This window comes from Alicyclobacillus acidoterrestris, assembly GCF_022674245.1.
Lineage (GTDB): Bacteria > Bacillota > Bacilli > Alicyclobacillales > Alicyclobacillaceae > Alicyclobacillus > Alicyclobacillus acidoterrestris.
The window spans coordinates 1,895,949-1,910,645 of sequence record NZ_CP080467.1; the positions used below are offsets into that span (position 1 = coordinate 1,895,949).

Sequence of the window (14,697 nt, forward strand, 5' to 3'; positions counted from 1 at the left end):
CTGTGAGCGACCCGAATGGTTTGCATCGATGTAGGAGTGGAGCAATGTGCTTGTAGTGCAGAAGTATGGGGGGACGTCGGTCGGATCGACCGAGCGGATTCGCCTCGTCGCACAGCGTATCCAGAACACGATTGCACGTGGGCACCAGTGTGTGGTGGTTGTGTCTGCGATGGGGCATAGCACCGATGCGTTGGTGGATTTGGCCAAGGAAATCGCGGATGTGCCGGATGCTCGCGAGATGGACAGCCTCTTGGCGACGGGAGAACAGGTGTCGGCTAGTTTGCTCGCAATGCGCCTTGTGCACATGGGGACACCCGCGCAGTCGCTCACTGGTTGGCAGGCGGGCATTGCGACGGAGGATGTGCATGGCAATGCGCGCGTCACGTCGATTGAGACTGCTCGTCTGCGGCAGTTGATTGACAGTGGCATCACGCCGATTGTGACAGGGTTCCAGGGGATTGCGAACGGGAATATCACGACGTTGGGCCGGGGCGGCTCGGACACGAGTGCGGTGGCGTTGGCTGCTGCGTTACACGCGGATATCTGCGAGATTTACACGGATGTCGATGGCGTTTATACGACAGATCCGCGCGTCGTCCAGGCTGCTCGCAAGCTCACGGAGGTGTCCTACGACGAGATGCTGGAGCTCGCCAATTTGGGCGCACAGGTTTTGCATCCGCGCGCAGTGGAAAATGCGAAACATTTTGCTGTGCCGTTGGTGGTGAGATCGAGTTTTTCCGATGAGGAGGGAACGAGTGTCGTGGCGATTACAGAACAAACATTAGAAGGCCGCCAGGTGGTCACTGGCATCGCGTTTGAGCGCCAGGTGGCGCGCATTGCAGTGATTGGCGTGCCGCTTCAGCAGCACGGGTTGGCGACCATCTTTTCCGAGTTGGCGTCGCATGGCGTCAATGTGGATGTCATCGTCCAGAGCGTGGTGGACGCTGCAGCGGTCGACGTATCGTTCACGGTCCATGAGCCGGATTTGACAAAAGCCGTTGGCATTGTGGAATCGCTTCAAGAATCGCTGCACTTCACGCGGGTTGAGCGGCAGTCCGACTTGGCGAAAGTGTCGATTGTCGGCGCGGGCATGATTAGCAACCCTGGTGTCGCGGCGCGGATGTTCGTGACATTGCGTGACGCAAATATCGCGGTTCACATGGTGAGCACGTCGGAAATCAAGGTGTCGTGCGTCGTGCCGGCGGACGATGTCGAGCGCGCGGTGAAGGCGCTGCACGTGACATTCGTCGAGGCGGATGCAGAGGCGTCATTGTCGGAAGCGGGATCGGCTGTGAAGTAATCGCCACACAGCAGGAAAATCTTAAAAATTGGTGAGTTTTCTGCGAAATCCCGCGTCTTGAGGCGCGCGCATCTTGACCGATGTGTAGATTCTCTATTAGTCTGAACAGTGTAGAAATTTCGCGTTGCATGACTGGCGGAAACGTGGGTCACCACAGGGGAGTGCAACGATAGACATGCCGGCCGCCTGGGCACTCGAAGTTTTAGGAGCTGCCCTTGGTGGCCTTTCCTGTATTACAAAATCCGAATACACAATCGAAGCTATGCGAATGTGCGGGACGACCAATAGAGTAGAGAGGTCTTCCGGTTCAGGTGACGAGGGGAGCGAAACGGGACAAATGCTGAAGATTCTTGTAACAGATGATATCGCAAAGACGGGTGTTGAGGTGCTTGAGTCGATGCCGGGCGCGACAGTCGATGTGCGCACGGGCTTGTCCGAGTCGGAATTGCTCGAAGCAATTGCGGATGCACACGCGTTGGTCGTGCGCTCACAGACGACCGTGACGGACAAGGTGATTCAGGCGGCGCGCAACCTGCGGGTGATTGGCCGTGCAGGTGTTGGGGTCGACAATATCGACCTCGAATCGGCGACGCGGCATGGCGTACTGGTGATTAACGCCCCAGATGGCAACACGATTGCCGCTGCTGAGCACACGTTCGCAATGATGATTAGTCTCGCGCGTCACATCCCGGTTGCCAATCGCGATTTGTTAGCCGGGAATTGGAACCGCAAACGCTTTGTCGGCGTCGAATTGCGTGGCAAGACGCTGGCGATTCTCGGCATGGGCCGCATCGGGACAGAGGTCGCGAAGCGCGCGAAGGTATTCGGGATGAATGTCATCGGGTATGATCCATTTTTGACCGAAGAGCGCGCATTGAGTCTTGGCATTGTCAAAGCGTCGCTCGACGACGCGATTGCCGAGGCCGATTTCATCACGGTGCACACACCCCTCACGAAGGAAACGCACCACATGATAGATGCAGCCCGTCTTCAGACGCTCAAGCGCGGCGTGCGCATTGTCAACTGTGCCCGTGGGGGTATCATCGACGAATTGGCGTTGTGCGATGCGCTCAGGACAGAGCAGGTTGCGGGCGCTGCCATCGACGTCTTCGAATCGGAGCCGCTTCGGGAAGACCATCCGCTGCGGTCGTTTGACAATGTGATATTAACGCCGCATCTCGGTGCTTCGACGGTCGAGGCGCAGGAGAATGTCGCGATTCAGGTTGCGGAGCAAATTGTGCGCGTGCTGAAGGACGAGCCGTTCGATCACGCCGTCAACCTCCCCAGCCTAAGCGCCGAGCAGAAAGCCCGCCTGACGCCGTACTTGGCGCTCGCGGAGAAGCTTGGACTGTTTGCGGCACAGTTGGCACAAGGCGCGCCCTCGAACATCCGCGTGACGTATGCCGGCGACGCTTCGGCGCCGGACGGTGGGTATCTCACGCGGACGGTGCTCAAAGGGCTGCTTGGATTCCAGTACCGCGGTGAGATAAATTACGTGAATGCCCTGCAGTTTGCGGAAGAATCGGGTATTCGGGTGCAGGAAGTGCGGGAGACGCGCGGGCGTGTCTACACGAACGAGATCTCTATTTCGTTTGTGACCGATGGCGGATTGCATCAGCTGACAGGCACCTTGTACAGCGAATCGGGACCGCGGATTGTCGAACTCGACGGGTATCCCATCGACATGCCCAGTGAAGGCGTGCTGCTGTTCACGCGTCACAAGGACCAACCGGGCATGATTGGCCGCATTGGTACGTTCCTCGGCGACGCGCAGGTGAACATCGCAGGAATGCAGGTGGGGCGCCGGGAGAGCGGTGGCGAAGCGATTATGCTTCTGGCGGTAGACCGTTCTGTGTCTCCGGACGTTATCGGACAAATTGCTAGTGTGGACGGCATCTTGATGGTCCGCGCCATCGAGTTGTGAGGAGGATGTCTTGTGAGACGGATTGACAATTTTAACGCAGGGCCATCGGCATTACCGCGTCCTGTGTTGGAGCGCGTGCGCGAGGAGCTGCTCGATTATCAGGGCACGGGTATGAGCGTGATGGAAATGAGTCACCGCAGTCGCGAGTACGAGGCGATTCACGACGCTGCGGAGGCGAAGCTGCGGAAGCTGCTCCATGTTCCGGACGATTTTCGCGTACTGTTTTTGCAGGGCGGCGCGAGTCTGCAGTTTTCTATGGTGCCTATGAATTTTCTCAACACCGACGAGACCGCATTGTATGTGCTCACAGGTTCGTGGTCGGAAAAAGCGGCCAAAGAAGCGGAGCGCTTCGGCCACGTGATTGTGGACGACCAGGCCAAGCAGGGGGGCTATACGGATATCCCCGCAGAGGTAAAGATGCCACAGACGCCAGTTCGGTACGTGCACCTCACGTCGAATAACACCATCTACGGGACGCAATGGCAGGCGCTGCCGGACATTGACCACCCGCTTATCGTCGATATGTCGAGTGACATCTTGTCACGCCCGGTCGACTTCAGCCACATTGCCGTCGCGTACGCTGGCGCCCAGAAGAATCTGGGGCCTTCAGGGGTGACGGTGGTCATCGCGCGGGATGCCTTCCTCGACAGCGCCAACCGCGAGGTTCCGACGATGTTAAGTTATCCAGTGCACGCGAAGCAGCGCTCGTTGTACAACACGCCGCCGACGTTTGCCATTTATATGATGGGGTTGGTGTTGGACTGGATTGGGGAAAACGGTGGGGTCGCGGGTATGGCCGAACGCAACCGGGAAAAAGCTAACCTGTTGTACCGCGTTATCGACGAGTACCCGGACTTGTTTCAGGGACATGCGAAGGTCGGGGCGAGATCGGATATGAATGTGACATTTCGCCTGCGCGATGAGGCGCTCACCGCGGAATTCCTGGAGCAGGCGAAGGCGCGCGAATTTGTCGGCGTCAAGGGCCATCGATCGGTCGGTGGGTGCCGTGTCTCGCTGTACAATGCCGTGTCCGTAGAGTCTGCCGCCCGCTTTGCGACGTTTATGGAAACGTTCGCCCGGGCACATCGATGATGGGGGATAGACATGTTTACCGACGTTTTGTTTGATATTGACGGGGTGATGCTCAGTGAGGAGCGGTACTTTGACGCCTCGGCACTGACAGTCAACGAATTGTTGACGAGTTCCCGTTTTCTCGGTTTTGAGTCGGTTGCGGGCACGTATCGGGCCGATTTGTCGGACGCGGACATCACCCAGATTCGCCAGACAGTTTTTCAACAGGATACGGTTCTTGAGAAATTGAAGAATGTCGGCGTCAATGCCAACTGGGACATGGTTTATTTAGTTTTTGTCAGCGAGTTGGCGCACGTACTATCGACGTGTGAGACGAATTCGGCCTTGCGCGCCGCTGCGGCCGACGCGCTACGCGCGGGGTGGCATGTGGAAGCCATGGCGCAACTTGGCAGGGTGATTCGTGCGCACGTAGGTGTACCCTTGGTGTCTTATACGCACTATGATGCACTGTATGGCGGGGCGACGACGCGTGACGAACTGTTCGAGCGCGCACGCACTGTGCTGCAAACGCTACTGGGCCTGGAACTCGATGACCGAAAGTTGTGGGACATCGGGCAGGAGACGTTTCAGGAATGGTACCTAGGGGATGCGTACACGCACGCCTCAACAGGGAAGCTAGGTTTTCTGACCAGTGAAATTCCGTTGGTGGATCCGGCTTCGTTCCAATCCTTGCTGAAAGATTTGGTCGCGAGCGGTATCCGGCTTGGCATTGCAACGGGTCGACCGTTTACGGAGACGAAAGTTCCGCTTGAGTTTTTTGGTTGGTGGCAGTTTTTTGACGCGGCGAAAGTCTCGACTGCCTCGGATGTTCTCGTGGCGGAGCAGCGGGCGCCATCGGCAAGGCCGTTGTCGAAGCCGCACCCGTATTCCTATTTGCGAAGCCTGACGGCGAATGACGATACGACCGCGTTGCTTCGGACGTCCTTGCCACTCCCAGGCAAGCGCGAACAGGTGCTCATTGTGGGCGATTCGATTGCAGACGCTTTGGCTGCGCAGCGTTTGGGTGCGTCGTTTGCCGCAGTATTGACTGGCCTAGAAGGGGCCTCGGCCCGTCCGAAGTTCGAACGGCTGCAGGCTGATTTCATTTTGGATAATGCACTGCAGGTGAGGGATTTGCTATTGAGCGATGGTGTGGTAGCGTCTGAAGCTCAAGAGTAATTGGATTCCTAATCAGTAAGTGCCACCACTATCGGCTGGGCCTCGAGGGGCTTCATCGTGGACGTTGATGAAGTCCCTTTTTGCTGTCGCATAGCCAGGAAAATGCTATGGATAAGGGGTTGCGTGTAGGACAAGCCCATGCTAAGATATCAACTGTTGCACGCACTTATTGTGGAGAGATGTCCGAGTTGGCCGAAGGAGCACGATTGGAAATCGTGTAGGTGGTTAAACCCGTCTCGAGGGTTCGAATCCCTCTCTCTCCGCCATCATGCCACCTTGGCTCAGGGGTAGAGCGGCTCACTCGTAATGAGCAGGTCGTCGGTTCAAATCCGACAGGTGGCTCCATAAGAAAGGCCGTGGTGACGCGGTTTTTGAGGTGGTTATCCTAAACGGGTAGCTGCCTCATTTTCGTTTTGTGTGCGACTTGTGTGCAGCATTCTTTTTGTGTGTGCAAGTTGTGTGCAGACTACCGTCTACGGAGCAGATTGGACAACTTTTGCGCCGCCTCCTCTTGTAACCCCGGTGTTACGTGTGAGTATGTGTTAAGGGTTAAAGTGATGTCGGAATGACCAAACATTTCCGCAACCACTTTTGGATGCACGTTTAGACGCAGCAGAAGGCTTGCTGTGCTGTGTCGAAGGTCATACAAACGGAAATCTTCATTTATGCCCACGCGTTTTAGTAACGGTTTGAAATGGCGTTGGATTACGTTTCGATCATTTAACGGAGTGCCTTTGGACGAAACGAAGACATATTCATCGTCGTTAAATGGCTTTCCCAACTTCGCCTGACGTTCCTTTCGTTCCTGTTTCATCTGCTTTAATGATTCCAGCAAACTCTCGTCAAAAATCGATACTGTGCGCATACCTGAGGACGTCTTCGTAGTGGACAAAAAACTTCGCGTTCCTTTGCGACTAAGTGCGCGACGAATTGTGACAGTGTGACTGTCGAAATCAATATCAGACCAGTGCAATCCATAAGCTTCTCCGGGACGGCAGCCTGTCATCAACAAGAAATGAAAGAGTGTACCGTACTGGTCGTAAATGCACTCATCCAAGAGGCGTACGGCTTCGTCCTCCGTCAGTGTGCACATTTCCGGTTTGATAAGCTTTGGAGGCTTGACCAATCGAGCAGGATTTTGGCCAATGATCTGCCAACGAACAGCTTGTTCAAGCGCGTGGTGTAACACGGCATGGGCGCGTCGAATGGTGGCGGAGCTAAGTCCTTGATCACCTAGTTTTGCGTACAGGGTCTGAACGTCCAAGGGGGACAGTTTCTGTAGTTTGATCATACCTACATGGGGACGAATGTAACGATCAATCATTTCCGCATCGTTGTAATACGTCCGCTCCTTGACGGTTGCTTTATGAACCTCCAGCCACCGAGTCAAATAATCATCCAAGCTCTCCCTAGACGACTCCCGCAGTGTCCCTCGGTCTCTCTCGGCCAACATCTCACGCCGGGTACGTTCCGCATCACGCTTAGTCCCATGAATAGTTCTGTTCGCGTACAGACGCTTGCCTTTGGCATCTGTCCCGTTGGGCACTCGAATTAGCCAAGCGTGCAAACCAGTACGCTTGTTGATGCCTCGATCAATGATTTGTCCTTCCACTTTATCAACCTCCGATTTGGATAGGATTACCTGTAGTATAAACCGCACACAAACTGCACACAAACTGCACACAAGAATGAATTTGGACACAATAATTCGCAGTAATAAAACTAAGACCTACTCATAAATAATGAGCATGTCTTCGGAGTGGGTTTGATAAAGTTTACTCCAAAAGGCGAAAAAAGCGTTCAAGTATTTCTACGGTGTTCGTCCTCCGCTCTTTGTATCTTCTCCGCCACGCCTAGGCTATCATCGCCCTATCTCATTCCAAAGGGCCGCGCTCCTTATCCTTCCTCAGAATGTGTCTCAGTGAAGCCGTCTCGGTCCGGTACCGCGCTTACACCCTTTGCAACGAGCCTCCTAGGGCGATGATTCGTCCGCCTCGGCGGAGCCGCCCACAGGGCCGCTTCGGACGATTGAAGGGGGATGAGAGAATGAGTTACAGGATTCCAGTTTTGAGGATCGAAATGGTACGCGAGCGCACAATTGCGAGTGGAGTCAAGCAGATTCGATGTGCAGAAGACGCATGGGAGATATTGCGTACATATCTTGACGGCGTTGACCGGGAGCATTTTGTGGTGATGGTGCTCGACACGAAGCATAATGTCCGTGGTATCCATACGGCGAGTATCGGCAGCCTTGATGCTTCAGTGGTACACCCTCGGGAGGTTTTGAAAGTTGCAATACTTGGAAGCGCTTCAGGAATCATCGTCGGTCACAATCATCCATCCGGCGACCCAACACCAAGCCCTGAAGATATCGCGGTAACGAAACGACTGTCGGAGGCATGTAGGATCATTGGAATAGATTTGTTGGATCACATTGTGGTCGGTGATGAAAGGTTCAGTTCTCTTAAAGCACAGGGATATATGTAACGGGTGAGCGGGGAGAAATCCCCGCCTTACCCTTTGTCATACCTCCGCCAGATGTGTGAAGCCGTCTGCCAAGAACGGCAAACCACACACGGAGGTAACGGCAATATGCGACTGTCTGAGGCATCTGAGGCGTATCTAAACGTCCGTACACAGGAAGGGTTCTCGAAGTACACCATCAAAGCGTATCGACTTCAACACCAGCTACTCATTCGCGACATAGGCGACATCGACATCAAGGATGTCACGCTGCCGCTCCTACGCGAACAACTGAGCCACCATACCCATCTAAAACCGTCCAGCTTGGGGCATAAAATCCGCTCCATTAAGTCTCTGTTCAAGTGGCTGACTGAGGAAGATTTGCTGGCTCGGAATCCCACAGGTAAGCTAAACGAACCGAAACCCGGCAAACGAGTGCCAAAAGCAATGACTATCGAGGAATTGGAACTGCTCCGCGACTCCTGTGAATCCTCGTTAGAACACGCGCTTGTCGAGTTCTTTTTTGCCACTGGTGGCCGCGTTGCGGAGATACAACGCATCAAAAAAGACGAGATTGACTGGCAGCGCGGCTCCGTGACTGTTCTGGGCAAAGGCAACAAGGAACGCGAGGTGTACTTTGGTGCGAAGGCACGCATCTGGGTCGAACGCTATTTGCGTGAGCGGAAAGACCGCGATCCGGCACTCTTCGTCACGCAACGCAAGCCACATCGCATGTCCGTCCATGAAATACAGTATATCTTTAAGCGAATCGCCAAGCGTTGCGGCCTCGAAGAGCGCGTCAGTCCGCACAAAATGAGGCATACGCTGGCGACCGTCCTTCTGAACCAAGGTGCGCCGCTGGTGGCCGTACAATCCATCTTGGGCCATGAGAAGCCGGAAACAACGCAACTGTACGCCCATTTGAGCGGCGCGGCGAGGCAGCAGTCGTATCAGCGATATTTTGTGCAATAAGAATTTGCAACAAAGCCACAAACAAAGTCCTGTACAATGTGTGCAGGGCTTTTTTTGTTCAGGTAACGGGCAGCATTCCTATAATCCCGGATTTCGACGATTGTGTCCTCATGAACTGGTGTGAATAATTGAAAAGGTGCTCCCCGTATGGCTAAGATGAGTTTGTCGAGAACCACATCTTCGCTAGGAAGGAGCACCTTTTGGGTGAAACAATATAATCATACACGAAGTCAGTTTGCTCGTAAAAGCTCTACAATTCATACTCGCTACGATTTGAATGCCGCCACCTCCTTTGGCGGTGCAAGTGGTCTCATAGATTTCGTTTTGGGAACGGGTATTGACAGGGAGTTTTGGGTACATGGATTACGCAAGGGCAGAAACACCCAGTTCCACATGGACGATATTGCTCTGACCGTCATTTTCGGTTCCTTGCTGGGTCAGGAACGGATTTTCCACTTTGAGGACATCGAACAAGATCCCCTGTTGAAGCTGAAGTTGGACGTGCCGAAACTGCCTGATACGACTCTGTTGTATAAGGATCTGAAGCGGCTCGGTTCCGACGCTGGCATCAAAGCGATACGTTCGGCGCATAGACAAATCCTAAGGTCACTTCTCCCCAAAGGACAAGGCATCGTGGTCGATATCGACTCCTCTGTAGAGACTGTTTATGGCGCGCAGCAACAGTCCGCTGTTGGATATAATCCACACCATCACGGACGAGCGAGTTTCCATCCCTTGCTGGCGTTTGATTCACTCACTGGTTGTTGTCTCTATGATGAGTTGCGCTCTGGTGACGCCCATACATCAGATGGATTTGCGGATTTCTACAAGGCGATGAAAGACCAGTTGCCGGATGGCGTCAACATTCGTGCCGTCCGCATGGATAAAGGGTTTACCGGAGAAAAAGTGTTTCAGATATTGGAGCAAGATCAGCGGGATTACGTCATCAAACTGAAGTGGACCAAGCGACTCGCACAGTTGGCGCAAGCGCCAAATCTCCTCTGGCACTGCATCACAGAGAGTGACCGGGAACATTGTGACGTTACTTCCATCATGTATCAGGCAACATCCTGGGACAGGCCTCGGCGGGTCGTGATTGTGCGTCGCTTAGACATTGACCCCCAGGAGTGCCTGTGTGCGGATTGGCTCTGGGAATACGAGGCGATTGCCACAACGTTTGACTGGAGCGGCGAGGATGTATGGCACTTCTATAACTTTCGTGGTAACGCTGAGAATCACATCAAGGAAGCCAAATATGGATTTGCCATTGACCGATTCTCCAGCCAGAATTTCGATGCCAACAAAGCGCTGCAAGGTCTAAAGCTACTTGCGTATAATCTACTCCTGCTGTACAAGCACGTCGCGCTTCAACCAGGGGTGCGACAGTGGACCGCCGGACGGCTCAGACGAAGACTATTCCATCTACCTGGGATTCTAGTGCGTCATGCACGCCAGTGGAGCATTCGTCTTCCCGTGTATGCAAAGCATCGGTCGTTGATCATGCTTCATGCCGCCACGTAGATTTTTCTTCCAATTGAAAAAGTGGAGTTCATAGCCTGGCTTGGGGAGGGGGGAATTGTGTCCATTGCTCTAGTTCCGTACCATGATTTCGCCGTGTTCGCTAACAAATCCACCAAATACTTGAAAACATGCCCCGGTCAATGACCTCAATCACCTAATCGTCGAAATCCGGGTTTAATTTTAGCCTCAAATTTGCAGATTTTTTTGCGTTGATGCCTCCTGATAATACAGCAACAGTTGCTCCCGGTGCAGACGTAAGTTTTCCGGAAGATGGACCTACTAGTGGGGCTACTATTGCCCGTACTGGTCCCAGTACATTTAACTTGTCTGCAATTGGCACTTATTGGGTCTTTTTTCAGGTGGGTGTGGACGAAGCGGGCCAACTGATTTTAACTCTCAACGGCGCTGACTTAACCTATACGGTGGTCGGGCGAGCAACAGGTACTTCACAGATAGTAGGAGTGGCTCTTGTGAAAACGACAGCCGTCAATTCCGTACTCACTGTACGGAATCCTGCTGGCGAATCAACGGCCCTAACCATCACTCCTCTCGCTGGAGGAACAAGGCCTGTGTCAGCACACCTTGTTATCACACAACTCGCATAGAGGGAAGTATAAAGGCAGTCACGCAGCGACGGATTGTGGATTTGCTACTCCACGGCTTGCCTCGACCATGTAAAGACCACGGACCAGTTGATTCGTGGTTTTTACTTTTACATAGGCTATTTTGTTGACGATTCTTGAACTAGTCATAATGAACGACACCGGCTCCGTTTCGCACATCGTGGTTTACACTGAAGTTAGGAGAACAGTGCAGAGCCACATACGAAGGGAGCCGATACTATGAAGACTATCACAAAGTTTGTAGGTTTGGATGTGTCTAAGGAAAGTATCGCAGTTGCGGTAGCAGACGAGGGCCGTGGTGAACCGAGATATATCGGAATGTTCCCTCATACGGTGGAAGTTGTAAGGAGCCTGGTACATAGATTGGCTTCAGATGGCGTCGAACTGGAGTTTTGTTACGAAGCAGGTCCGACAGGCTATGGACTGTATCGACTACTGCGCGCAATGGACATGCCGTGGTATTAAGTGAGCGTTTTGCAGATTTATAAACTCCCGCAGGGCAAGGGTTTTTAGGGCATGAAAAAGGACTTCACCCCAACCTTCGAGAAGATTTCAAGTGACCAAACAAGAAATTTTCGAGGAGGGAAGTCCCACTTGTATATTCTCCAACCATCGCTCTTTTCCTTTGAAGACTGGCTAGAAATTGACTCCAGCGATCGTCTGCCCTTGTTCTTCGCTGTCTTGGATTTACAACCCTATGCTTCGAAATTGAGAAAACAGTCACCCCAAGGCGCGAAACCTATGAATCGTGAAGCGATTCTGCGCGCACTGCTGGCTGCTCCGCTTGAAGGAATCTCAACGTTCACAAGGCTTCATGAACGGTTGGCGCGAGATATACGCTTTCGCTACCAGTGTGGGTTTCGAATCGACGAAGCAGCCCCGTCGGTCTCCACACTGAGTCGCGTGTTTTCAGCCGTTGTTGAGTTGGGTCTCGCTGAGAAGCTCTTCATTGACCTGGTCAGTCAATGTAAAGAAGCGAGCATCATCAACGGACGCCATTTGGCTGTGGACAGTGCCGCCGTGAAGTCCTACGAGAAAAAACAACCTAAGTCCAAGAGCCAGGAAACGGGCAATGCCAACTGGGGCGCAAAATACGATACCTTTGGCAACAAGCTTGCTTGGTTCGGATACAAATTCCACTTGGCTGTGGATACCGCGAGTGAACTGCCAGTTGCTTTGGATGTCACACCAGCGAACGTCTTTGATGGTGAGATGGCGGCACCATTGCTGGAACACGTCGTGACGACGCACGGTTGGAAAATCGACTTTGTCATGATGGATGCTGGATATGATCAAGTCAAAAACTATGAAACGGTTCGTCAATATGGTGCACAGGCAATTATCGCGATGAACAAGCGCGGTGAAAAAGAACCGCCTGAAGGAATCGCATCGGACGGGACGCCGCGTTGCACGATGGGATATGACATGGTGTATTGGGGTGCGGACGGTGACCGACTAAAGTTTCGCTGCCCGCACGCGGTTGGGAAGGTAGATTGTCCGCTTGGAATCGCGACATGTTCCGAATCCAACTACGGTATGGTGGTCAAAAAGCGGATCACAGAAGATATTCGGCGTTACTGCGCACCACACCGAGGCACGCAGAATTGGAAGCTGTTATACAACGAGCGAACTGCTGTAGAGCGTTGTAACGCAAGGCTTAAGACGAATTTGACGGCGAACGACGTCCATGTCCGAGGCATCCGAAAAGTAAAGACACACATGTTCCTCAACGCGATCGTGTTACTTGCATCGGCACTAGCTGTGAACCATATCGAACGACACAAGAAGACTGCATAAATCAAAACGAGTTGACGTGACGAGAAACGGCGCAAGAATACCAGTATGTGGAATTTAGTTTACTTCCCCTAGGTGTTGTTCCTTTTTCACCTCCACCCAAAACGACCATTCTGCAAAACGCTCAAGTCAATAAAATGGACACCCCAAACAGAGAATTTGTAAGTTTTAATATTCTGATACCGATCCACTCAGCCTGCTTTAGCCCGCTGCGCATGGAAATATCTTCTTTCACACTCGGCCGGTGGTAAAAAGCCAATGGACGAGTGAACGCGTTCCCGGTTGTACCAGATTTCGATGTATTCGAAAATCCGTTGTATGGCTTGCTTACGCGTTTTGAACTTTTCCAGATAAACAAGTTCACGCTTAATGATGCTGTGAAACGACTCGATACACGCATTATCAAAACAGTTGCCCTTGCGGCTCAGGTAGTGTCCCGTCAAGTGGTGTAAATTGAGTGCAACCCCTAGTGTTAGCTATTTATGCAAAACTGACGTTGGAGCTAGTAACTGCTGTTCATCAGTGCCAATGAGTTTTGCCATAGACTCTCGGCTGAAGTAGCGCCTTGCAACTATCCATTCATCGTTCTGCTCTTGGAGAATCGATCCTCCAAGGCGCAATACAGACTCTCGGTTGGGGAATATGCCAACCACATCAAAGCGCCGCCTTAGTTCACGATTTAAGCGCTCAAGTGGGTTTGTCGAGCAAATCTGCTTCCAGTGCTCCTTCGGGAATCCCATGTATGCTAATACGTCTTCCTCTGCACGTTCCAGAACACCCATCGCTTTTGGAAACTTTCCTTGAAGTTGTTTCACAACGACAGATAATTGCTGTTTGGCGGCTTCCTGCGTCGGCTGCGCAAAGATGGTCCGGACAATGGATGAGACCATCGCTTGTGACGCTCTAGGCACCTGGCTGAGAATATTGCGCATTGTGTGGACACGACAGCGCTGCCAGGTCGCTCCAGTCAGCGCAGAAGCAATGGCACTACGCAGTCCTTCGTGCGCGTCGCTAATTACTAACTGTACGCCACGCAATCCACGTGCAATCAGACTGCGGATGAATGTGAGCCAAAACGCGCCGTCCTCGCTGGTGCCAATGTCAAATCCCAATACTTCACGCTCACCGGTGTTTCGCACACCAATGGCAATCACAAACGCCATGCTCTGCACCCGTCCGCCTTCTCGCACTTTCGGGAAAGTGGCATCTAGCCAAAGATATGGATACGTCCCCTCCAGCGGGCGGTTTTTGAAGTCCTGCACTACATCGTCGAGTTCTTTACAGATTCGAGACACTTCGCTTTTGCTGATTCCTTGAATCCCCATAGATTCGACCAACTCATCCACTTTACGAGTGCTCACACCATGCACATACGCTTCTTGAACAACGGACAGAAGGGCTTTTTCAGCCTTCCGCCGAGGTTCTAGGATACTTGGGAAGTAACTCCCTTTACGAAGCTTGGGAATCTGCAAATCGATCGTTCCGACACGAGTATCCCATTCTCGTTCTCTATACCCATTACGGCTGTTGCTACGCTTCTCACTACGCTCATATCGCTCAGCGCCAATCAGGGAGCTCACCTCAGCCTCCATCACTGCTTGGGTGAGAACCCTCAGCCCTTCTTTCAAGAAATCCACATCACCATCTTCTAATCCGATCTTGCGAATTAACTCCAAAAGTGCGATCTTATCCGTATAAGCCATCGAAGTGCCTCCTCTACTGATTGCTGCACACTTTTAGTAGATTGCACTCGATGGCTTTTTCGTCAAGATTCAGCCTCCTGAAGAATTTACACCACTACTTGAGACTTTAACAACTCTACAGTTTCCAAAAGCGACGGACATTCAACA

The 14,697-nt window shown here is 52.7% G+C and carries 11 protein-coding genes, 2 tRNA genes, 1 pseudogene and 1 riboswitch; of the genes and pseudogenes, 11 read left to right on the forward strand and 3 right to left on the reverse strand.

Translation table 11 applies throughout. From position 1 onward, the window contains the following. The first annotated feature begins 46 nt into the window (after window positions 1-46). The 6 genes from K1I37_RS08885 (at window position 47) to K1I37_RS08910 (ending at window position 5,819) form a co-directional block, all read left to right on the forward strand. Window positions 47-1,300 (forward strand): aspartate kinase, encoded by a 1,254-nt coding sequence (locus tag K1I37_RS08885; protein ID WP_021298476.1) that lies wholly within the window; start codon window positions 47-49, stop codon window positions 1,298-1,300. A 118-nt stretch (window positions 1,301-1,418) separates the two neighbouring features. Then, window positions 1,419-1,499, forward strand: a riboswitch (ZMP/ZTP riboswitch). A 138-nt stretch (window positions 1,500-1,637) separates the two neighbouring features. Continuing rightward, window positions 1,638-3,224, forward strand: coding sequence for a phosphoglycerate dehydrogenase (gene serA, locus K1I37_RS08890; RefSeq protein WP_021298475.1), 1,587 nt, complete (start codon window positions 1,638-1,640; stop codon window positions 3,222-3,224). A 12-nt stretch (window positions 3,225-3,236) separates the two neighbouring features. Next, window positions 3,237-4,316: a 3-phosphoserine/phosphohydroxythreonine transaminase gene (gene serC / locus K1I37_RS08895; RefSeq protein ID WP_021298474.1), complete on the forward strand. Its 1,080-nt coding sequence runs from the start codon at window positions 3,237-3,239 to the stop codon at window positions 4,314-4,316. Between the two features lie 12 nt (window positions 4,317-4,328). After that, entirely contained in the window at window positions 4,329-5,474 is a 1,146-nt protein-coding gene (locus tag K1I37_RS08900) for an HAD family hydrolase (protein WP_021298473.1), read from the forward strand. Between the two features lie 173 nt (window positions 5,475-5,647). Then, a tRNA-Ser gene (locus K1I37_RS08905) sits at window positions 5,648-5,740 on the forward strand. A gap of 4 nt (window positions 5,741-5,744) precedes the next feature. Continuing rightward, a tRNA-Thr gene (locus tag K1I37_RS08910) sits at window positions 5,745-5,819 on the forward strand. Window positions 5,820-5,940: 121 nt separating this feature from the next. Here the strand turns inward: K1I37_RS08910 and K1I37_RS08915 are convergent. Continuing rightward, on the reverse strand, window positions 5,941-7,086 hold the full coding sequence (locus tag K1I37_RS08915) for a tyrosine-type recombinase/integrase (protein WP_021298472.1): 1,146 nt from the start codon (window positions 7,084-7,086) through the stop codon (window positions 5,941-5,943). Window positions 7,087-7,520: 434 nt separating this feature from the next. Between K1I37_RS08915 and K1I37_RS08920 the strand changes: the two genes are divergently transcribed. The 5 genes and pseudogenes from K1I37_RS08920 to K1I37_RS08940 all read left to right on the forward strand — a co-directional run bounded on the left by K1I37_RS08920 (window position 7,521) and on the right by K1I37_RS08940 (window position 12,850). Further along, window positions 7,521-7,961, forward strand: coding sequence for a JAB domain-containing protein (locus tag K1I37_RS08920; protein WP_021298471.1), 441 nt, complete (start codon window positions 7,521-7,523; stop codon window positions 7,959-7,961). A 105-nt stretch (window positions 7,962-8,066) separates the two neighbouring features. Then, entirely contained in the window at window positions 8,067-8,909 is an 843-nt protein-coding gene (locus tag K1I37_RS08925; protein WP_021298470.1) for a tyrosine-type recombinase/integrase, read from the forward strand. A 204-nt stretch (window positions 8,910-9,113) separates the two neighbouring features. After that, on the forward strand, window positions 9,114-10,430 hold the full coding sequence (locus tag K1I37_RS08930; RefSeq protein ID WP_242215904.1) for an IS1380 family transposase: 1,317 nt from the start codon (window positions 9,114-9,116) through the stop codon (window positions 10,428-10,430). Window positions 10,431-11,272: 842 nt separating this feature from the next. Beyond that, window positions 11,273-11,491 (forward strand): annotated as a pseudogene (locus tag K1I37_RS08935) (IS110 family transposase); the annotation flags it as partial. 156 nt (window positions 11,492-11,647) lie between these two features. After that, complete coding sequence (locus tag K1I37_RS08940) at window positions 11,648-12,850, forward strand: transposase (RefSeq protein ID WP_242215907.1); 1,203 nt, start codon at window positions 11,648-11,650, stop codon at window positions 12,848-12,850. Window positions 12,851-13,038: 188 nt separating this feature from the next. On the opposite strand, the gene K1I37_RS21855 is transcribed toward K1I37_RS08940, so the two are convergent. Both K1I37_RS21855 and K1I37_RS08945 read right to left on the reverse strand, forming a co-directional pair. Then, window positions 13,039-13,290, reverse strand: a complete 252-nt coding sequence (locus tag K1I37_RS21855; protein WP_407653213.1) for an integrase core domain-containing protein — start codon at window positions 13,288-13,290, stop codon at window positions 13,039-13,041. A gap of 33 nt (window positions 13,291-13,323) precedes the next feature. Next, on the reverse strand, window positions 13,324-14,550 hold the full coding sequence (locus K1I37_RS08945) for an IS256 family transposase (protein ID WP_206923068.1): 1,227 nt from the start codon (window positions 14,548-14,550) through the stop codon (window positions 13,324-13,326). Between the last annotated feature and the right edge of the window lie 147 nt (window positions 14,551-14,697).